The 21,101-nt window shown below is 39.6% G+C and carries 20 protein-coding genes; 8 read left to right on the forward strand and 12 right to left on the reverse strand.

Annotated elements, in window-relative coordinates; all coding sequences use genetic code 11:
- Positions 1-28: 28 nt before the first annotated feature.
- The gene (locus tag GO009_RS03065) at positions 29-1,714 is read left to right on the forward strand and encodes an AraC family transcriptional regulator (RefSeq protein WP_163624747.1); all 1,686 of its coding nucleotides are present in this window, start codon (positions 29-31) and stop codon (positions 1,712-1,714) included.
- 15 nt (positions 1,715-1,729) lie between these two features.
- Here GO009_RS03065 and GO009_RS03070 read toward each other — a convergent pair whose 3' ends face one another.
- From GO009_RS03070 to GO009_RS03080, 3 genes are all read right to left on the reverse strand, one after another.
- Positions 1,730-2,833 (reverse strand): hypothetical protein, encoded by a 1,104-nt coding sequence (locus GO009_RS03070; protein WP_163624748.1) that lies wholly within the window; start codon positions 2,831-2,833, stop codon positions 1,730-1,732.
- Positions 2,834-3,014: 181 nt separating this feature from the next.
- Positions 3,015-3,251 (reverse strand): hypothetical protein, encoded by a 237-nt coding sequence (locus GO009_RS03075; RefSeq protein WP_163624749.1) that lies wholly within the window; start codon positions 3,249-3,251, stop codon positions 3,015-3,017.
- A gap of 122 nt (positions 3,252-3,373) precedes the next feature.
- On the reverse strand, positions 3,374-4,546 hold the full coding sequence (locus GO009_RS03080) for a proline dehydrogenase family protein (RefSeq protein ID WP_163624750.1): 1,173 nt from the start codon (positions 4,544-4,546) through the stop codon (positions 3,374-3,376).
- Positions 4,547-4,637: 91 nt separating this feature from the next.
- Here GO009_RS03080 and aroB point away from each other — a divergent pair, with 91 nt between their 5' ends.
- A complete protein-coding gene (aroB, locus tag GO009_RS03085; protein ID WP_163624751.1) occupies positions 4,638-5,693 on the forward strand; it encodes a 3-dehydroquinate synthase in 1,056 nt (351 codons plus the stop codon).
- 94 nt (positions 5,694-5,787) lie between these two features.
- A complete protein-coding gene (locus GO009_RS03090) occupies positions 5,788-6,114 on the forward strand; it encodes a hypothetical protein (protein ID WP_163624752.1) in 327 nt (108 codons plus the stop codon).
- 1 nt (position 6,115) lies between these two features.
- On the opposite strand, the gene GO009_RS03095 is transcribed toward GO009_RS03090, so the two are convergent.
- From GO009_RS03095 to GO009_RS03105, 3 genes are all read right to left on the reverse strand, one after another.
- A complete protein-coding gene (locus GO009_RS03095; RefSeq protein ID WP_163624753.1) occupies positions 6,116-6,634 on the reverse strand; it encodes a DinB family protein in 519 nt (172 codons plus the stop codon).
- 17 nt (positions 6,635-6,651) lie between these two features.
- Positions 6,652-7,131, reverse strand: coding sequence for an Lrp/AsnC family transcriptional regulator (locus tag GO009_RS03100; protein WP_014034380.1), 480 nt, complete (start codon positions 7,129-7,131; stop codon positions 6,652-6,654).
- Positions 7,132-7,230: 99 nt separating this feature from the next.
- The gene (locus tag GO009_RS03105; RefSeq protein WP_163624754.1) at positions 7,231-8,334 is read right to left on the reverse strand and encodes a M14 metallopeptidase family protein; all 1,104 of its coding nucleotides are present in this window, start codon (positions 8,332-8,334) and stop codon (positions 7,231-7,233) included.
- 284 nt (positions 8,335-8,618) lie between these two features.
- Between GO009_RS03105 and GO009_RS03110 the strand changes: the two genes are divergently transcribed.
- Both GO009_RS03110 and GO009_RS03115 read left to right on the forward strand, forming a co-directional pair.
- Positions 8,619-9,026 carry a helix-turn-helix transcriptional regulator gene (locus GO009_RS03110; protein ID WP_163624755.1) on the forward strand — a complete coding sequence of 136 codons (408 nt, stop codon included), beginning with the start codon at positions 8,619-8,621 and terminating at the stop codon, positions 9,024-9,026.
- A 32-nt stretch (positions 9,027-9,058) separates the two neighbouring features.
- Positions 9,059-9,436: a DNA topoisomerase IV gene (locus GO009_RS03115; protein ID WP_163624756.1), complete on the forward strand. Its 378-nt coding sequence runs from the start codon at positions 9,059-9,061 to the stop codon at positions 9,434-9,436.
- A gap of 68 nt (positions 9,437-9,504) precedes the next feature.
- On the opposite strand, the gene GO009_RS03120 is transcribed toward GO009_RS03115, so the two are convergent.
- The 6 genes from GO009_RS03120 to GO009_RS03145 all read right to left on the reverse strand — a co-directional run bounded on the left by GO009_RS03120 (position 9,505) and on the right by GO009_RS03145 (position 17,805).
- Positions 9,505-10,467 carry a sterol desaturase family protein gene (locus GO009_RS03120; protein ID WP_163624757.1) on the reverse strand — a complete coding sequence of 321 codons (963 nt, stop codon included), beginning with the start codon at positions 10,465-10,467 and terminating at the stop codon, positions 9,505-9,507.
- Positions 10,468-10,536: 69 nt separating this feature from the next.
- Entirely contained in the window at positions 10,537-13,164 is a 2,628-nt protein-coding gene (locus GO009_RS03125) for a DNA gyrase/topoisomerase IV subunit A (protein WP_163624758.1), read from the reverse strand.
- 15 nt (positions 13,165-13,179) lie between these two features.
- Entirely contained in the window at positions 13,180-15,048 is a 1,869-nt protein-coding gene (locus GO009_RS03130) for a DNA topoisomerase IV subunit B (protein WP_163624759.1), read from the reverse strand.
- Positions 15,049-15,150: 102 nt separating this feature from the next.
- On the reverse strand, positions 15,151-16,053 hold the full coding sequence (locus GO009_RS03135; protein ID WP_163624760.1) for a DMT family transporter: 903 nt from the start codon (positions 16,051-16,053) through the stop codon (positions 15,151-15,153).
- A 67-nt stretch (positions 16,054-16,120) separates the two neighbouring features.
- Positions 16,121-17,215: a redox-regulated ATPase YchF gene (ychF, locus tag GO009_RS03140; RefSeq protein ID WP_163624761.1), complete on the reverse strand. Its 1,095-nt coding sequence runs from the start codon at positions 17,213-17,215 to the stop codon at positions 16,121-16,123.
- A 236-nt stretch (positions 17,216-17,451) separates the two neighbouring features.
- Positions 17,452-17,805: a 4Fe-4S dicluster domain-containing protein gene (locus tag GO009_RS03145; RefSeq protein WP_163624762.1), complete on the reverse strand. Its 354-nt coding sequence runs from the start codon at positions 17,803-17,805 to the stop codon at positions 17,452-17,454.
- Positions 17,806-17,890: 85 nt separating this feature from the next.
- Here GO009_RS03145 and GO009_RS03150 point away from each other — a divergent pair, with 85 nt between their 5' ends.
- The 3 genes from GO009_RS03150 to GO009_RS03160 all read left to right on the forward strand — a co-directional run bounded on the left by GO009_RS03150 (position 17,891) and on the right by GO009_RS03160 (position 21,035).
- A complete protein-coding gene (locus GO009_RS03150) occupies positions 17,891-18,937 on the forward strand; it encodes an acyl-CoA reductase (protein ID WP_163624763.1) in 1,047 nt (348 codons plus the stop codon).
- A 71-nt stretch (positions 18,938-19,008) separates the two neighbouring features.
- Positions 19,009-20,073, forward strand: coding sequence for a 3-phosphoserine/phosphohydroxythreonine transaminase (serC, locus tag GO009_RS03155; RefSeq protein WP_163624764.1), 1,065 nt, complete (start codon positions 19,009-19,011; stop codon positions 20,071-20,073).
- Between the two features lie 8 nt (positions 20,074-20,081).
- Positions 20,082-21,035, forward strand: coding sequence for a D-2-hydroxyacid dehydrogenase (locus tag GO009_RS03160; RefSeq protein ID WP_163624814.1), 954 nt, complete (start codon positions 20,082-20,084; stop codon positions 21,033-21,035).
- The last annotated feature ends 66 nt before the right edge of the window (positions 21,036-21,101 follow it).

The raw sequence follows: 21,101 nt of genomic DNA on the forward strand, positions 1-21,101 counted from the left end.
CTTGCTTTTTTGAGATCAAGAGTTTGACATGAAATTTGTTTTGGCCAAAGAATATAAAATAGCTATCTGTCTTTTTTTAAGTTGTGCTACCCCCTGCTGTGCTCAAAATAGTGTTAGTTATTCAGAAAATTTATCGGGCCTCTCTTATGATGAGCTATACGAAATTATGGTGTCCGATGCAGATTCTCTTTATCTGGAAAATGCCTTTTCTGCTTATGTGAAAAAAGCTAAAAATAACCGAGATACTTTGGAGTTGGCGCAAGCTTTTCGTTTGAAAGCTTATAATTTGAATTTTCCAGAGTCAATAAAAAGTGTCGATTCTTCCATCTCAATTGCAAAAAGTATTGAAAGCCCCGACATTAAAGAACTAGATGAATTCATGGCGTTTGCATATTATACCAAAGGAGCTCTGTACTATGAAAAAGATTTAAATTATAAGGCTATTGAGCAGTTCATAAAGAGTTATGAGTTGATCAAGAATTCAGACAATAAAAGATTATTAATAATTGATTTATTGTTAATAGCTGATATAAAAGCTGTTTATGGTGAAGAAGACGAAGCTATTGTACTACAAAGGAGAACTTTGAGTTATTTGAAAAAAAATAAATCGAGAATTGATGATTATGAATCTCAATATTTGTTGTGGACTGAGCAAATGGTGAGAACCTTTCTGTTTGCTAAGAAACTGGATTCGGCAGCAAAGTACGTTGACATTGGGATTTCAATGGCCAATAGCGAAAATCTTAAGCCCCAATTACGTGACTTTAGAATACAGCAAGCAAAATTGAATTTTTACTTGGAGAAATATAAAGAGTCCTCTGACACTTTAACAAAGTATCTCAATGAAAATGATGGGCTATGGTTTGCAGATGATTTATTCTATTTAGGAATGATAGAGGGTGAGCTGGGCAATTTTCAAATAAAACAGAAATATTTTTTAACTATAGATAGTGTTATCAAGGCAAACGGTTATCCTCTACGAGACAATTTTAATGAAGTTTACCAATTCCTTTTAAAGCAGGCCGTTAAAGACGGCAACACCACTTTAGCAGATGACTATTTAAACAAGGTCGTTTATTACGATAGTCTATTATTGACTACCCAAAAAAATCTACGTGAAATTACACTTAAAAAATTTGACCTTCCTATGCAAGAAGAGGAAAAACAAATTTTGGGAAACATCATTTCTTCCAAATCCAAGTGGTTAATGTGGTTCTATGTCATTAGTGGAGTTATGCTCGTTGGATTCATGGGGTACTACATCAAATATAGGAGGACAAAAAATAGGCTTACCAATTTAATGGACCACAACATAGTTCTTGAAGATCATAGTTCCTTAAAAGAGGACAAGGATCAATTGGATGAGGAGACCGCCACCAAAGTTTTGCAAAGTCTTGATGATTGGGAAAAGAAGAAAGGCTTTTTAGATAATTCGCTGACACAACAAACGCTTGCAAAAGAGTTAAACACCAACAGTTCCTACCTATCCAAGGTAATCAACGCTCACAAGAATAAAAATTTTGCAAGCTACCTAAAAGATGTTCGGATTACTTATGCGATAAATCATTTAAAGGAAAACCCAAAGATTGTGAAAACCAAATCCATGATCCAGATAGCCGAAATGTACGGGTTTAACTCCTTAAGCGTTTTCACAAAGTCTTTTAAAAACAAAACCGGGGTAACGCCAGGGGTATTCTTTAAGAGGATTTTGTAGGGTGAGTGGAAAAATTTACCACGCTAAAGAAAACCCTAGATTGAACATTGTTCGTTTGTCCAAACTTGAGTATTCAGGTAAAAACCCTTGAGTTTTGTGACTGAGACCAAGATTTAAATATAGCTTTGACTCATTTTCAGTTTCATTTAAAATTTTATACCCTAGATCAAATGCTCCTCCTACCCCTGATGTGGAATTGGATGTAAAGAAATCCAAGTTCTCAGGTTGGTTCCAATAATGGAGTTCTGAGTTTAAAATAATCTTATCGACAAATAGCGAATAATTAAAAAGTTTGATGCCCGTACCCCAAAATAGATTGTCTTTATTATGGAACTGTCTTAAATAAAAGTGGATTTTGTATCGGTTTTTATAGTTGAACCAAAAATTCTCATCCAAGTAACCACCGAAAGGAGCCATTGTGTATCCCAGACCAGCATTTGCCTTTAAATTCTGGTTAAACTTGAAGTTGTTCTTTCCCAACATCATCGGGTTAACTAAATTTAGCAAGGACAACCAGCCAACTTTTTTTGCAAATTTCTTTTCTTCACTTACCAAATCATCAAAATTGGTGTATCTGTAAAATTCTTCATCGGGACGGTAAAGATTTTTTATTGCCCCATATAAGTCATGACCCACAATATCCCGTTCTAACTCATTGTCTTCTTCTTCAATATCTGAAAACAACCCAGGGATTAAATTTGTGAGGTAATAACCGACCATAGATGCCTTTCTGGTCAAATAATCTATACCAAGATTTTCAAAATTGTCCCCTTCAAAAGCCAACAGTGTTTCTGTTCTGGTAAGGATAGCATAATCGGATTCCAATCCGGCCGTGTGTAGCCTGATATAATCATCTAGGTTATTATCCCTTAAATCAATCAATGTTTGATCTGTCACTCCTTTAACATAAGCTGCTCCGTTGAATATTGAAAAGGGCTGGCTTACCGATCCTATTTCCAAATCTGTCAAAATTGACCTGTGCCCTTCTTCGTGGGTGACAACCGTTCCTAGAAATGAAACCCCGAATTGTAAGAACCTGTCAACCTTAGAAGGTTTTTTATTGATTAATCTGGCCAAAATCCTATTTGCCGACACATAGTTTGTGTTTGTCTGGCGCATGGTGAACAGGTTTTGTCCATTTATAATAGAAAAGTCGTAGAGGTGTGATGGGTAAATGCTGTCGTATGCTTGAGTGTTTTGTGCAAAACTTATATGGAAGGTTGAGAAGTAGAATACACCCAACATTATAGCAGAGCAGAAATTTATGGAAAATATCGAAGAACGCATTTTGAAATATAAATTAAAACAAATTGGAATATCGCTTTAGCAGTAGTCTCCTCCTTTTGTTAGATATGAACATCCATTTTTGAAAGAGAACAATCTTCCTCTTTTGGTATTTGTCTTGGGCGTTTACTTTTTTATGATAGATTCTATCGGCTTTATCACGTATGGCCTTGTAATTTTTAAGATAATGTTCTGAGAGAATGTAATCTTCAAACTCATGATGGATAATTTTTTGATTTTCTTTCACAGCCATTTTACTTATTTAAAGTATAGCAAAATACTAAGAAAGAGGTTTTTCAGACAAGCTTTAATCAAAAAGATATATCGTTTGATTTATAAATTAGAATACAATTTATATTAAAAGATGTGTTATGTCTAATCCTCCAACTTCCTACGCTTCCGCTCCTTGGTGATCAAAGCCAGTTCCCTTGAGGTTTGCCCAGCGACCGAAGTGTTCTCTTCTGCCCTTCTGATCAAGTAGGGCATTACATCCTTGACGGGGCCATACGGGATATATTTTACGGAGTTATAACCATTAGCTGCCAAGTTGTAAGTAATATGGTCGCTCATACCGAACAATTGACCAAACCAAATCCGTTCGTCGTTGGTAGGTACCCCCTGCTTTTCCATCAAATCAATTAGTTTGAGCGTACTTTGCTCGTTATGGGTGCCCGCGAAGATGGTAAATTGGTCCAAATGTTCCATCATGTATGCAATGGCGGCATCAAAGTTTTTGTCCGTTTCTTGCTTAGATTTGCAAATAGGGCTTTCATAGCCCTTGTCGTTCGCTCGCTCGTTCTCTTTCTCCATATAAGCTCCCCGTACCACTTTGGCGCCAATCTTAAAACCTTGATCAGAAGCCATTTCATAGAGTTTTTTAATGTAATCCATTCGGTCCCAACGGTACATTTGAAAGGTGTTGAAAACAATTGTTTTTTCCTTGTTGTATTTGCGCATCATTTCCAGCACCAAATCATCTGCGGCATCTTGCATCCAACTTTCCTCGGCATCAATCAATAACGCAACATCCAAATTGTGTGCTTTTTGGCAAACTTTTTCGAAACGGTTTACTATCCTTCCCCACTCCGCTTTTTCATTTTCGTTCAATTCACTTCCTGCAGAAATTTTTTCGAACAATTTAAAGCGGCCAAATCCTGTGGGCTTAAAAACTGCAAAGGGCATCGCGTCTTTTTCCTTCACAAAATCCAGAATGTCCAAGGTCTTTTCCATGGCAAAATCAAACTGGTTGTCCACCTCTTTGCCCTCAGCTGAATAATCCAAAATAGAACAAACCCCATTGCCATACATATTATCAATAATAGGGAGACAATCTTCCTCGTTCACCCCGCCACAAAAATGGTCGAACACGGTAGCCCTGATCAACCCCTCAACAGGCAAATGGGCCTTAATGGCAAAATTGGTCACAGCGGTTCCAATCCGAACCAAAGGTTCGTTGGAAATCAATTTAAAAAGGAAATAGGCTCGCTCCAGTTGGGAGTCGGATTTAAGCTCAAAAGCTATTGCAGTATTCTCAAAATTAGGTCGCATTCTTTGATATCCATTAAAGATTCAAAGATAAGTACGCAAACTAGAACCATATATATAAAAATAGTCTTTATTTAGCAGTGAAATTAAAATTATGGAATCGGTTAAATCACAGTCTTACGAGGTACATATTGGCGAATTGGCAGAAGCTGCTCTTAACCAACATATTGCTAAAAATAGTTACTCCAAAATATTTGTTTTGGTGGATGAAAACACCAAAGCGCATTGCTTGCCTTTTTTTAAAGAAATGTTTGACGGCCCTGTAGATTTTATCTTGGAAATCCGATCAGGGGAAGAAAACAAACATATCCATACTTGCTTGCAACTTTGGGAGGACCTATCCAATTTAGATGGTGACCGAAAAAGCCTACTGATCAACCTTGGTGGTGGGGTGCTTACCGATATGGGAGGTTTTGTGGCCTCTACTTTTAAACGAGGAATTGATTTTATCAACATCCCCACTACCCTACTTTCTATGGTAGATGCGTCCATCGGCGGTAAAACAGGCGTTGACTTGGGGTCGTTAAAAAACCAGATCGGTGTGATCAACCAACCCCAAATGGTGCTGATTTTTCCAGAATTTTTAAAGACCCTAGACCCACGCCAGGTAAAAAGTGGATATGCCGAGATGCTGAAACACGGGCTTATAATGGACAAAGCGTACTGGGGCAGTTTAGCTGAAAAAAGCAATTTTACAGATGCTTCATGCATCCAAAAATCCATTGCCATAAAAAATGAGGTTGTTCTTCAAGACCCTACCGAAAAAGGGTTGCGAAAAATCTTAAATTTTGGACACACCTTGGGGCACGCCATAGAATCGTTTTGTTTGGACAATCATGATAAGAAAACCTTGTTGCACGGTGAAGCTATTGCTGCAGGAATGATTTTGGAGGGATATTTGTCGCACGAACTCCAAGGACTTTCCAAATTATCGTTGGATGAAATCAAAAAAACATTTTTAACCCATTTTGACAAAGTGGACTTTACGGATAACGATATTGATGCCATTCTTCAATTACTTAAATACGATAAAAAGAATTCTCACGGGAACGTAAATTTTGTATTGCTGCATTCCATTGGTAAAGCCGTTACGGATATTAAAGTTCCCGAGGAAATGTTCCAAAAAGCTTTTGCTTACTACAAGGAATAAGCTCTTCGCATACTTATTTTTTTCGTTTACAACTCTTTGGGTCCATCACATTCAAAAATTCCTAGTTTAGGAATGCATTTAATAACCAACCATTATGAAACGAATTTTGATAGACTACAAAAAGTTGGACCACAAGGTAGTGGCCATATTAATTGATTCTTATCCTGATGGTTATGGCGATGACGATGTTATTACCATTAAAAAACCAAATGGGGAGGTCATAGAGGCCGTGGAAGTAAAAACAGCAGATACTATCTACTTGGTAAAAATCAGCAAGAGTCTTTCCAACTTCATTTCAAATTTTGAAGAGACCATTGAAAAGGAACTCGACAAAGAATTGGTGGCTTCTGACTTTGAAGATGGCTCGTTTGAAGGCTTGGAACCTACATCGGAAGATTTGGAAAGCGAAGATCAATATTGATTTAGGCCAAATAGCGTTCCTTTATGATCCGAATATGGTGTGCTTGATGTCCACTTATAATGAAGCCCAGTGCCCGTACACTCATTTTGGACCCACTGGCCACTCCAATCCTTTTGATCGTCTCTTCGTCAAAGGAATCAAAAAGAAAAATTGTGGAATCCCTAACCGCTTTATATTCCTCCATCAAAATCTTTCTGGACCTGTTATCGGCGTTGGAATACGGTACATAAGTGTCTTGGTCAAACCCTGGTAGTGGGGTTTTATCGTTTCTTGCAATACAAAGTGCACGATATTGGAATATTCGCTCCGTGTCTATTATATGCACTAATACTTCCGCCAAGGACCATTTGCCCTCGGCGTACGCATAATAAAGTTTTTCTTCTGGGATTTGTTGCAAAAGGGTCAGGAAGTCGTCCTTTCCCTTCCTTAGTTCCTCCATCAAATCTACATTCCCCAGCGCCATAATATAGGTCTGGTAAAATGGATTGTATTCCGAAGAGGGCAGTTCCGAAAGCATCATACAATATGATAATGGAATTACAGCTCGTTGAAGATGGTATGCATCAAACGTCTTTTATCGTTGATGCTTTCTTCCAAAGAAATCATGGTCTCTGTTCTGCTGATACCTTCGATATCATCTATCTTAAAAATAATATTCTTTGCGTGTGTAGTATCCTTAGCCCTTATTTTACAGAAAATATTGAATTTTCCTGTTGTTATGTGGGCCACCGTAACGTATGGTATTTGGCTTAACCTTTCCAGTACAAATTTTGTCTGGTGTGTTTTTTCCAAAAATATACCAACATAGGCGATAAAGGAATAACCCAATTTGACATAGTCCAGCGTAAGGGAAGAACCTTTAATTATTCCGGATTCCTCCATTTTTTTGACACGGACATGAACCGTACCTGCGGAAATCAGCAATTTTTTTGCGATGTCCGTAAAAGGCGTACGAGTGTTATCGATTAACATATCCAATATCTGGTGATCTATCTCGTCAAGTTTTACTTTGGTCATTACATTGAATTTTGCAGCAAAAATAGTTAAAAATGGAAATTTACGTAATAAAAATGGTTCTTTTTTAAATAATATGCAAGAACCTTTGAGAAATGATTCTTATTTATTGATTTTCAGGAGTAAATCAAGAATCTCGTTTTGTGAAGCTTCAAATCCAAAATCCTTGGTATCAACACATTCTATGGTCTGATGTCCGTAAAAACCTTCAAGTGGGCCAATTTCTGCTATTTCGGGCTTAAAAACGATTTTGCCATTTTCCAACACTTCCTTATATCGAATTCCTACTGAATGTCCTGCATCAAATTCAGGGTTTGCTACCTCTGGATTCTTTACCAGTACATCAAAAAATAACTTATGGTTATCTGGGATTGAAAAATAATCACCTGTTTTATAGTCGTCAATTTTATCTGAGGCAATAATTTTCAGCGCTTCTACAATTGACAGAAAAATTAACTCTCTGGTTTTCTCCCGCTCATAGTCTTTGGGATAATGGCCGGACTCGAACAAAATAGTAGGTACCCCCAACATTTGCAGTGTATCTCCTATGCAATTATCGTTGAATCCGTCATCATATCTACCCACCTGCCCTGGAATATGTTTTTGCAATATCGAATCCATGCCAACTATCAATTTCATGGCCACTTCCCTTGCGGGGGTAATGTGGCGTTCTTGGTTGCTTGCCGGAGATAAAAAAGAGACCGTCGCCGGTTTGTCCGTTTTACCGGCACTAAACAGGGTGCGTTGGTCGTGTAGGTTAAAACAAAAATCCGGCTGAAACGATTCAAACAGTTTTCGGAATGCTATGCTTTCGGGCTGTGTCAAATTTTTAGCATCACGGTTTAAATCTACCTTGTTTATATTCTCGCGAGTATACACATTGGCCCCGTCTGGGTTTAGCATGGGTATAATCATTAAGGTACATTCCTTTAAAATGGTTTTGGCCAATGCTTCCTTCGATTGCAAAAAATTGACCATGTCCCATACCGCCTTGGTAGTGGTTGATTCGTTGCCATGCATTTGGGACCACATGAGCACATTCTTTTTCCCTGTACCCATTTTAAAAGCATTTATTCCAATGCCATTGACGGAATCCCCGATATGAATTAAAGGGGATGATAGTTTGGAAAAACAAGGCTGAATGGACTCTATGTTAATGTATCTACCTTGAATGGATTTCTCCTTATATAGTGAATAATCAAGCATGAAGTTTCAGAATTAAAGTTTACAAAAGTAACCAACCTTCTATTTACAATTGTAACCGCTTCTTTATTGCATTATTGGTACATTTGTAAATCATCACAGTACGTAACCCTCTCTTTTGTGATAAATGTGAACGGTATGTATATAAAAATATTTAAAATATTATATATTAGTACTATATACAATATTAATTAAACTATTAATTTTATATTATTGATTTTGTTTTGCTACATATATTCTTTATTAACTCGAATTGTACTATCTTAGATATTAAATAATTTACATTTGTGAACAAAGAAATTATAACCCGTATAGAAACTGTTATCGAGCATTTGGAGTTATCTGTTTCTGCCTTTGCCGACGAGATTGGTGTGCAGCGTTCGAGCATCTCCCACTTGTTGAACGGAAGAAATAAACCTAGTTTGGATTTTGTGATGAAATTGGTCAACACCTACCCCGAAGTGGATTTGTATTGGTTGTTAAAGGGTGAGGGGCGCTTTCCAAAGGAAAACACCAATCAAGCTGAGGTAAATGACTCTAAAATCACTAAAGAGATAGAAGAACCGTATGTAGATGATTTTGTCATTCCCTTTTCTAAAGAAAAGAAGCACGAGCTACAATCCAAAAACCCGTATAAAATAGTTATGTTTTATTCCGATGGCACTTTTGAGGTTTACAACACAAAAAAGGATTGACCCTTTCAACTACTTTCCGTTACTTTGCAGGTATGACAAAACATCTTCTTTCCGGGTCAATAATACTATTGTTTTTGGCCTGTGGGCAGCCACCACAACGCAATTGTAACGATTTTAAAACGGGTAAATTTTCGTTCACCACAACCATAAACGGTGAAGAGAAGAAAACCACATTCAACAGGACCACAGATTTGGAAGTGGATGAATTTGAAGGGAAAATAGATTCTTCATCGGTTCGCTGGATAAACGATTGTGAATATGTCCTAAAAAACCTGAACCCCAAGAACAAGGCAGAAGAAAAACCGATTCATATCAAAATATTGACCACTACTGAATCTTCGTACACTTTTGAATACAATGTTGTTGGTGATAATCGCAAGTTTAAAGGGACAGCCCATAAAATAGACTAAGTTGGCGGCAGCCAGTACTTGAAGTACTTGAAGTTGAACAAGTGTATGCTGAGCTTGTTGAATAGTCTTTAATTGGGTCTTTGATATGCGAGTTCCGGGCTAGCTTCCTTTTGTTTTTTAAACAATCGCTGTTGTTGTTTCACTGTCAAAGTGCTTCCATCGTGGCTCCATCCTGGAGGTCCAAAGATGTACATTAATTTATGGGAGAGCTTTTTCGATTTCTTCACATCGTTCCAAATGTCCTTGAACTCATGGGTGAGTATAACCACGGGATTATAGGAATTCGGAGCGTGAATCACTCCATATTTCACATCAATATCATCATCCAATTCTTTCCAAGTTCCGAATATTTTGTCAAAAATATTCAAAAAACCTCCATGGTTTTTGTCCAAATACTCTACATTTTGTGCGTGGTGTACTTGGTGCATGGTGTGCGTATTGAATATTTTTTCCAAAAATCCGAGTTTTGGCACATATACCGTGTGCAACTGGAATTGCCATAAAGCTTCTATGCCCAAGCAAACCAGTACCATTTCTGGGGGGAACCCAATGGCTGGCATCCAAATATAGAAGAAGGGCTTATATAAAATCGTAAACCAACCATTCCTGATGGCTGTTCCCAAATTGAAATTATCCGAGGAGTGATGCACTATATGTGCTGCCCACAAAATTCGAACTTCGTGGTTGGCTCTGTGGAACCAATAATACGTGAAATCATCCGCTAATTGACACAAAATCCAAACATACCAAGCGTATCCAAAGGATGCATACCCCATAATATTGGTTCTTGCTCCATCAACAACAGGGTTGAAAAGTTCATAGGTACCTTCAAAAAGGAGGATTGCAAAAGCCACTTTGAACAAAGGTCCAAGGATTGCCGATCCTATACCCATAAAACCACTTGCAGCTAAATCCTTCCAATTGTACAGGTCATGTTTTTCATGATCATGGGTTTTACTATAGGTCAATTCCAATAAAATAAAGGCAATAAAAACTGGCACGCCATATACCAGGGGGTTTGTGAAATCCATAAAGATGTGTTAAGCGGTCTGCTTTTTTTTGGTATGTAACTCAATTGGGCAAATTAGACATAAAAACCATTAAAACAAAGAGGTTTGATCGGAACTATCATTCTTTGTCCCTATATCATTATCATTACTGTCTATCTCTTCCTCGTCAACAACTTCAATGTCCCCGGCTTCTTGTTCTTCGAGCTCTTCATAAGGTAGTGGATCCAAAACATTGATACTTTTCACCTTTTCGGGAGTGAGTTGATTTCCAAGAGCCTTGATTCCTTTGACTGCTATAAATTCCTCAACATCCACCTCCAAGTTGGGTTTGGGGTCCTTCCCTCGAGGTTTTACAAACTCGATTTCCAATCGTGGCCTCCAATCCGTGGATACCAATTCCATGTAGGATTTGGAATCCTCGTCAATAACCACTTCTTCCTTGTTGGGGTTCTCTATTAAAAACCTTTTGAGGTAAAAGCGTTCTTTGTCTCCCACATAATGTACTACTGAAATCGGTTTGTCCGGATTCCATTTTTCCAGGACAATCATGTCGTCGCTAAAGCGGGTGAGTAAATCGGGTGGAATGGTTTTTACAATCCCTTTTTGATCGATGACCAAAAGTAAATCGTCACCTTTGAATTCGCCAAGCAGCTCACCTCTTCCATCAACGTTCAGCCGATTGACCACATCATCAAACCAAATTTTTCTGGGTTTTAAAGTGGACATGCCTTTTTCTTTCAGTTCGATGCGTTTGACCGGATATTTGGTAACCAAATTCCCTTTGGAGCTTCGGCCCTTAATTAATACATCGGAGAAATCAAGGTCCCACTTCAGTTTTTTGATGCTTCCTGATTGACGCAGCATTACTGTGACCACTTCTGCTTCGCCATTGGGATTTGCAGAGAAATACAGTACTTCTGATGATGCTTTGTCACCAGCAAGATCATAAATTTTGTCCCGCGTCATACTGGTAACATTGAAACGTTTTACGTAGCTGGGACCACCTTTCATACTCTTGTAGATCATATTGTAAGTGGTGCGCTTGTCCTTCTTTTTAAATACAGCTACGTGGATGATGTTTTTTCCAATAAATACTTTGGAGTCCACCTTCGTAACCATCATCTCCCCTTTTTCGGTAAAAACAATGATGTCGTCGATGTCACTACAATCCGTAACATATTCATCTCTTTTTAAAGAAGTTCCGATGAATCCTTCTTTGCGGTTTACGTAGAGCTTGGTGTTTCTGATAACTACCTTGGTAGCTTCAATATCATCAAAAATCTTTATTTCGGATTTACGCTCCCGTCCTGCTCCGTATTTCTTTTTTAGTTCTTTAAAATAGTCGATGGCAAATTCGACCAAATGCTCCAAGTGATGCTTGGTCTTCGAAATTCTATCTTCCAAACTTTCAATAAGTTGTTGTGCCTTATCTAAATCAAACTTTGAAATACGTTTGATTCGGATTTCGGTCAGCCGGACAATGTCGTCCTTGGTCACTTCCCTTTTTAAGTGCGAGATGTGTGGCTTCAAACCTTTGTCAATAGCTTCGATAACGCCTTCCCAAGTTTCTTCCTCTTCTATTTCGCGGTAAATTCGGTTTTCAATGAAAATTCGTTCCAAGGAAGAAAAGTGCCATTGCTCTTCCAGTTCATCCAACTGAATCTGAAGTTCTGCTTTAAGTAGCTCCACGGTATTGTCTGTGGATCTTTCCAGCATTTCCTTGACACCGATAAACAATGGTTTGTTGTCCTCAATGACACATCCCAATGGAGAAATGGAAGATTCACAGGCTGTGAAAGCGTAAAGTGCATCAATCGTTTTGTCCGGAGAAATCCCATTCGGCAGGTGCACCAGAATCTCTACCTCCGCAGCCGTGTTATCTTCAATCTTTTTTATTTTGATTTTCCCCTTATCGTTAGCCTTTAAGATGGAGTCAATTAAAGAGGATGTGTTGGTGCCGTAAGGTATTTCGTTGATGACCAAGGTGTTTTTGTCCAAAGTTGAAATTTTGGCCCTTACCCTGATCTTACCGCCACGCATTCCGTCATTATAATTGGTCACATCAATGATACCGGCCGTTGGAAAATCTGGCACCAAAGTAAATCGCTTCCCTTTTAAATGTTTTATCGAGGCATCGATGAGTTCGTTAAAGTTGTGCGGTAATATTTTGGTTGAAAGTCCAACCGCGATTCCTTCTGCCCCTTGTGCAAGTAAAAGTGGGAACTTGACAGGTAAGTTAACAGGTTCCTTTTTTCTACCATCATAGGAAAGTTGCCACTCCGTTATTTTTGGACTGTAAATTACTTCTAAAGCGAATTTAGATAATCTGGCCTCAATATAACGTGGTGCCGCTGCTCCGTCGCCTGTTAAAATGTTACCCCAGTTCCCTTGGGTATCGATAAGCAAATCCTTTTGACCGATTTGAACCATGGCATCGGCAATACTGGCATCACCGTGGGGGTGGTACTGCATGGTGTGCCCCACTACGTTCGCTACTTTGTTATAGCGACCATCGTCCAGTTCCTTGAGCGAGTGCATGATTCTTCGCTGCACAGGCTTGAAACCATCCTCGATAGCGGGTACGGCTCGCTCCAAAATTACATAAGAAGCGTAATCCAAAAACCAATCCTTGTACATCCCGGTCACCTTTACCAGGCTATCTTGGGACTCGTCTTGGTTTTCTAAACTTTCATCGTTCAGTTCTTCGTTCTCTTCCATTTAGAAAGGTGGCATTTATTTGGGTTGTAGTTGGTTTTCTTCGACTAGATCAAGTTCCACTTTAAGGTTGTTGATGATGAATTCTTGTCTGTCAGGTGTGTTTTTTCCCATATAGAACTTCAAAAGGGCGTCAATACTCATGGCTTTGTCCAGCATCACGGGTTCCAAACGGATATCATCACCGATAAAATTTTTGAATTCATCCGGAGAAATTTCACCCAATCCCTTAAATCGAGTGATTTCTGGTTTTCCTGAGAGTTTTTCGATAGCTTGTTTTCTTTCTTCATCACTATAGCAATAAATGGTCTCTTTTTTATTGCGTACCCGGAACAATGGGGTTTGAAGAATATATAAGTGATTCTCCTTGATCAATTCTGGGAAAAATTGCAAAAAGAAAGTAATCAGCAATAAACGAATATGCATTCCATCCACATCGGCATCCGTTGCAATCACAATATTGTTATAGCGAAGGTCCTCCATGGAGTCCTCAATATTGAGTGCGGCTTGCAACAGGTTGAATTCTTCGTTCTCGTAAACGATTTTCTTGGACATGCCGTAGGAGTTCAACGGTTTTCCCCGTAGACTGAACACCGCTTGTGTATTCACGTCCCTGGATTTTGTGATGGAGCCCGATGCGGAATCCCCCTCGGTAATGAAGAGCGTGGTTTCCAATCGACGGTCCTTTTTCATGTCCTGCAAATGCACACGGCAATCGCGTAGTTTTTTATTATGAAGACTCGCTTTTTTGGCGCGGTCCCTGGCCAATTTTCGAATACCGGAAAGTTCTTTACGCTCTTTCTCGGCCTGAACAATTTTCTTTTGGAGGGCATCAGCAGTCGCTTGATTCTTATGCAGGTAATTGTCCAATTGTGTGCCGATAAAGTCATTGATGTAGGTACGCACCGTTGGCAAATCCCCTCCCATATCCGTAGAACCTAGCTTGGTCTTGGTCTGACTCTCAAAAACGGGTTCCATCACTTTAATGGAAACTGCCGAGATAATGGATTTTCGAATATCCGAAGCGTCGTAGTTTTTTCCGTAGAAATCACGAACGGTTTTTACGATAGCTTCTCTAAATGCAGATTGATGTGTTCCCCCTTGAGTGGTATGTTGTCCATTCACAAAGGAATGATACTCCTCGCTATATTGTGTTCTGCTGTGGGTCATGGCGACCTCTATATCATCACCCTTCAAATGTATGATGGGATACAGAAAATCCTCGTTGTTATTATTGTCTTCCAATAAATCCTTCAGGCCGTTTTCCGAATGGAATTTTTCACCATTGAAAACAATCGTCAAGCCGGGATTCAGATAGACATAATTTTTGAGCATGCGTTCCACATACTCATTTCGGTATTTGTATTTTTTAAAAATGGATTCATCTGGAGTGAAGCTCACTTTGGTCCCTTTTCTTCTGGAAGATTCTTCCAAAAGTTCTTCGTTTACCAGATTCCCTGTTTCAAACTCCGCAGATTTGGATTGCCCATCACGATTGGATTCTACCCTAAAATAAGTGGAAAGCGCGTTCACAGCTTTGGTACCCACCCCGTTCAATCCTACGGATTTTTTAAAGGCACGGGTGTCATATTTACCACCTGTGTTCATTTTGGAAACCACGTCCACCACTTTTCCAAGCGGAATGCCGCGACCATAATCGCGAACATGTACCGTGTTATCTTTGATGTTGATTTCGATGGTTTTCCCCGACCCCATCACAAATTCGTCGATGGAGTTATCGAGCACTTCTTTTAAAAGAATGTAAATACCATCATCAGCGGAGGAACCGTCGCCCAATTTTCCGATGTACATCCCCGGACGCATACGAATATGTTCCTTCCAGTCCAGCGAACGGATGTTATCCTCAGTATATTGAGTATCTGCCATGAGTTAAGGATTAATCATTGCAATATAAAATTTAGGAGCAAAAATAAAAGGGTGTAAGGTAGAAAGTAATCAACAATGAAAAACAATAACTGTTAATATATATCAGCCTTTAGCCCGCTTTTTGCCTTGGATTGACAGGTATGTTACCCCAAAAATAACAACCAACATTCCAACCAACTGCCAATATGTGAGTTTTTCGTTCAAAAACACAAAGGCGAGCAAAATAGTGGAAATAGGTCCCAAACTTCCCAATATCGAAAAGTTGGAAGCTCCCAATCGTTCGATGGCGGCCGATACCAAAAAGGATGGGATCAGTGTTGCAAAAATGGCCATGGCCAAACCGTAGGCATATACTGGCCAAGGATAGTCCATGTATCCCCAATCGCCCGATACCAAATAATGCATCACTATGCAAATGGTGGATACAATCATGGCATAGCAGGTGAATCGAAGCACGCCAAACTTGGGAATCAACCAGCCACTGCCCACTAAATAAGATGCATATGTAATGGCACTTAACAAAACCAAAAAACCACCCAACAAGACCTCGTTGCCCGAGACGTCCAATTCATCCCAGAAGGTAATCAAAACACCTAAATATGTTATGAGAATGGCGACAAATTGTACTCTTGTTATCTTTTGCCTAAAAATCAACCAACTCAAGAATACCACAATGGTCGGGTACACAAAAAGAATGATACGTTCCAGGCCTGCTTTGATGTAATTCAAGCCCCAAAAATCGAAATAACTGGCCAAATAATAGCCCACAAAGCCAAAAAGAAAGAGCCAAGCAAAATCTTTGGTCTCGATTGTTGCTTTTGCTGATTTTTTTCGAATCAAAAATAATATCAAAATGTAGAAAGGGAGTGAAAAAAGCATCCGGAACAATAGCAAATCCAATGTGTCGACATCGTAGCGGTATGCCAATTTGACCATCACGGCCTTGGAGGAGAACAGCACTACTCCCAAGACTCCGTATAAAATCCCCAAACTTTTACTGGACATAGAACAAAGCTATTTTATATCCAGAAATTGGAAAATTATAAAATATATGGATTACAATGCCCAGCGGTTACACGTTGAACCTAAAGTGCATCACATCACCGTCTTTAACAATGTATTCCTTGCCTTCCACGCGCATACGGCCCGCCTCTTTGACTTTGGCTTCGCTTCCATATTTTACGTAATCGTCATAAGCGATGACCTCGGCACGGATAAAGCCTTTTTCAAAATCGGTATGGATAACACCTGCAGCTTGTGGTGCGGTTGCACCAACGGGAATGGTCCAAGCGCGGACTTCTTTTACGCCTGCGGTGAAATAGGTTTCCAAATCAAGTAGTTTATAGGCACCACGGATTAATTTTGCGGACCCTGGTTCAGAAAGTCCCAGGTCCTCCAAGAACATTTGGCGTTCTTCGTAAGTCTCCAATTCAGTGATATCTGCCTCTGTTCCAACGGCCAAAAAGATGACTTCGGCATTTTCGTCGGCAACGGCCTGTTTTACTTTTTCAACATAGGCATTTCCGTCAACAGCAGCACCTTCGTCCACATTGCAAACATACATTACGGGTTTGTCCGTAATCAATTGCAACGGTTTTACGAACTCTTCACGGTCATCTTCACCAATTTGTATGGCCCGAACAGATTTTCCAGCTTCCAATCCTTCTTTCAGCGCGGAAAGTACGGCTTCCTCTTTTTGGGCTTCTTTGTTTCCTGTTTTGGCGGCACGTTTTACTTTGTCGAGCTTCTTTTCCACACTGTCCAAATCCTTCAACTGCAATTCCATATCAATGGTTTCCTTGTCCCTGATCGGGTCTACAGAACCATCAACGTGCACTACATTATCATTGTCAAAACAACGAAGTACGTGGAGAATGGCATCAGTTTCACGGATATTTCCCAAAAATTGGTTTCCCAGTCCTTCCCCCTTACTGGCTCCTTTTACGAGTCCGGCAATGTCCACGATTTCAACGGTGGCAGGGATTACACGCTCCGGATTCACCAATTCTTCCAATTTTTCCAAACGTTGGTCGGGCACGTTTACCACGCCAATATTGGGTTCAATAGTACAAAAAGGGAAGTTGGCACTTTGTGCCTTTGCATTGGACAAACAGTTGAAAAGTGTTGATTTTCCTACGTTTGGCAATCCTACAATACCTGCTTTCATCTAATTACTTTGTGTTTTGAGGGTGCAAATATAAGTTGAAGTTTTGGTACTAGAGGTCAATAACCTTGAATGAGCAAATAAAGCCCCATGATCATCAATCCGATGATACCGAAAATAGCAATTAAGGACAGTATGCATCCTGCTTGCTTCCATATACCGTTGTATGCTTTCTCTTCTTTTTGCATAAAAAAAACCCCGAACATTCGTCCGGGGCTAAATTAAATGTTTTTTATTGCTTAACCATCGGGGTGCATAAACTTTTGCTTGCCCAATAGTTCTTCTTCTGTTTCTTCGTGGTCTTCATCGGGAACACAACAATCCACCGGACATACGGCCGCACATTGTGGTTCTTCGTGAAATCCTTTGCATTCGGTACACTTATCTGGAACTATGTAATAAAGTTCATCGCTAACAGGTTCTTGAACTTCATCGGCATTAACCTCTTTGCCGTTGGGCAAAACTACGTCGCCGGTCAACAAAGTTCCATCACTATATCTCCATTCATCTGCACCTTCATAAATTGCTGTGTTGGGGCATTCTGGCTCGCAAGCACCACAATTTATGCATTCATCTGTTATAATAATTGCCATAATTTTCTTTTCCTTTTGGGCTGATTCTTATCAGCATGCTTACTTTTGACAAAAATAAACCCTAGTAATTTAGTGTACAAATTTAATGGCACCAGATAGAAATACCATAGAAGCTTTTGTTAAACTTGGAAAATACTTAACGGATTTTTGTGATAAATGTTATTCCAACGTCCTAGAAGTTGACCAAAATTTGAAGGAAGTCGTCGCACGGGCAGGTCATCACAATGGATGGTTTACCGAGGATAACATTCTGTTTTCTTTAAGGCAATGGGGAGAATTGCTCACTACAGAAAACTTGAACAATTGGTTGTCTGGTTACACTTTTCATGAAAAAGGAGAAGCAAAAACTGTAGGTATAGTCATGGCGGGGAACATACCTTTAGTGGGCTTTCACGATTTTCTGTGCGTATTGTTGTCCGGAAACAAGGTTTTGGTAAAACTATCATCCAATGATAAAGTACTCCTTCCCAATTTGTGCTCTTATTTGATTCAACAAGAGCCTTCTCTTGCAGATAAAATAGAGTTTGTGGACGGGAAACTGGAAAACTTTGATGCGGTAATCGCCACAGGTAGCAACAATACCAGTCGCTATTTTGAGTACTACTTTGGTAAAAAGCCGAATATCATCAGAAAAAACAGGAATTCTGTTGCCGTGCTTTCTGGGAGCGAGAGCGAAGATGAGCTAAAAGCACTTGGAGAAGATATTTTTAGGTACTATGGATTGGGGTGTCGGAATGTGTCCAAAATCTATGTACCCAAAGATTATGATTTTGATGGCCTCTTCAATGCACTCTACCATTATAAGGATATCATCAACCAACATAAATACGCCAATAATTACGATTATAACAAGGCCGTTTATTTGATGAGCGAGTTCAAGATTCTGGATAACGGATTTTTGATTTTAAAAGAGGACGAATCCCTCAACTCCCCTATTTCTGCTTTGTTCTACTCCTATTATGATGATGAGTCAATATTAAGAAAGAAATTGCAGGAGATGGAAGAACAAATACAATGTGTGGTTTCCAGTGATGCAAAGGAAAACGATGTCAATTTTGGGGACACCCAAAAACCGAGTTTAAACGACTATGCCGACGGAATTGACACCATGGAGTTCCTATTAAAACTTTAATATAATCCTAACCACAGGAAACGTTTTAAGATCCAACAATTTTTAAGACCTTTACCCCTTAAACCTAGTCAATGAAAAAGCACAATTTTAGCGCAGGCCCCTGCATTCTACCAGCGGAGGTTATGCAAAAAGCGTCCCAAGCTGTACTGGAACTGGACGGCATTGGACTTTCACTTATCGAGATATCGCACCGTAGCAAAGAGTTCGTTGCCATTATGGAAAATGCCCGTTCCTTGGCACTGGAACTTTTGGGACTGGAAAGCAAGGGGTATCAGGCCCTTTTCTTGCAAGGAGGAGCGAGCATGCAATTTTTGATGACCGCGTTTAATCTTTTGGATAAAAAGGCAGGATACGTAAATACAGGAACTTGGAGTCAAAAAGCGATTAAAGAGGCGCGTTTGTTCGGAGAAATTGTAGAGGTGGCTTCATCACAAAAAGATAATTTTAAGTACATCCCCAAAGGTTTTGATATTCCATCCGATTTGGATTATTTACACCTAACCTCCAACAATACCATTTACGGAACACAGTTCAAGGAGTTCCCAAAAACCGATGTACCGTTGGTATGCGATATGAGTTCGGATATTTTTTCACGCCAATTGGATTTCTCCCAATTTGATTTGATCTATGCAGGCGCACAAAAGAACATGGGCCCTGCAGGAACTACCCTTGTGGTGGTGAAAGAAGATATTCTGGGGAAAGTTTCCCGAAAGATTCCTTCCATGATGGATTATTCAGTTCACGTGGCCAAAGACAGCATGTTCAACACCCCTCCCGTTTTTGCCGTGTACGTATCTATGCTTACCATGCAATGGCTGAAGGATTTAGGAGGTATCGCTGCTATAGAAGAAATCAACGAGCGTAAAGCCAACTTGATCTACTCTGAAATTGAACTTAACCCTGTTTTTTCCGGAATTGCTGCCAAGGAAGACCGTTCCAACATGAACGCCACCTTCAACATTACCGATGATGAATTAAAAGATGTTTTTGATGAAATGTGCAAAGAAGCTGGAATAAGTGGCATTAATGGGCACCGCTCCGTAGGGGGTTACCGTGCCTCTATGTACAACGCCCTTCCCGTGGAAAGTGTAGGTGTATTGGTCGACATAATGAGCGAATTGGAAAAGAAAGGATAGTTTTAATGGTGAAAATTTTAGCGAACGACGGAATTGCTCAAGAAGGCATTGACTTACTTGAAAAGAAAGGTTTCGAAGTTAAAAATACCCGTGTTGCCGAAGAACAATTGGCAAACTATATCAACAAAAACAAAATTGAAGGCTTGTTGGTCCGCAGTGCGACCAAAGTCAACAAAAAACTGATTGATGATTGCCCTGGCTTAAAATTAATAGGTCGTGGTGGTGTTGGTTTGGACAATATTGATGTAAAATATGCAAAATCTAAAGGAATTCAGGTTTTCAACACTCCGGAGGCATCCTCAGAATCCGTAGCAGAATTGGTCTTTGCTCATTTGCTCAATGGAGTCCGCTTTTTGCACGATTCCAACAGAAATATGCCTTTGGAAGGAGACAGTCAATTCAAACAGCTCAAAAAGAGTTACGCAGCAGGTGTTGAACTTCGCGGAAAAACCTTAGGTATTGTTGGTTTTGGTAGAATTGGCCAAGCTACCGCTAAAATGGCGCTTGCTTTGGGCATGGAGGTCCTATTTACAGACCATCATACCAAGGAAGCCACTTTGTCCCTTTCCTTTTTTGATGGACAATCCGTTGACTTTACCTTGAAAAGCAGTGAACTGAGCGAAGTACTTGCTAATTCTGATTTTGTGAGCCTACATGTGCCATCACAAGAAAATTACCTGATTGGGAAAAAAGAATTGGGACTCATGAAGCCAGGTTCAGGAATCATAAACACCTCTCGTGGTGGCGTTTTGGATGAAGTGGCCTTGATTGAGGCTTTGGATTCCGACCACCTAGCTTTTGCTGGACTTGATGTGTTTGAGTCAGAACCCCATCCAGAAATCAAAATATTGATGAATCCCAAAATTTCACTCAGTCCCCATGTTGGCGGTACAACGATTGAAGCACAGCAACGTATTGGAGTGGAATTGGCACAAAAGGTTATCAAATTGCTAAAGAAGTAGGTTTTCTGGTCTTATAGCCCGTTTCAACCCCTACTTTTTTGTACATTGTCTCTTTAACTTTAACAC

Origin of the sequence: Allomuricauda sp. TY007 (assembly GCF_010468565.1) — a bacterium.
In the GTDB taxonomy this organism is placed as follows: Bacteria; Bacteroidota; Bacteroidia; order Flavobacteriales; family Flavobacteriaceae; genus Flagellimonas.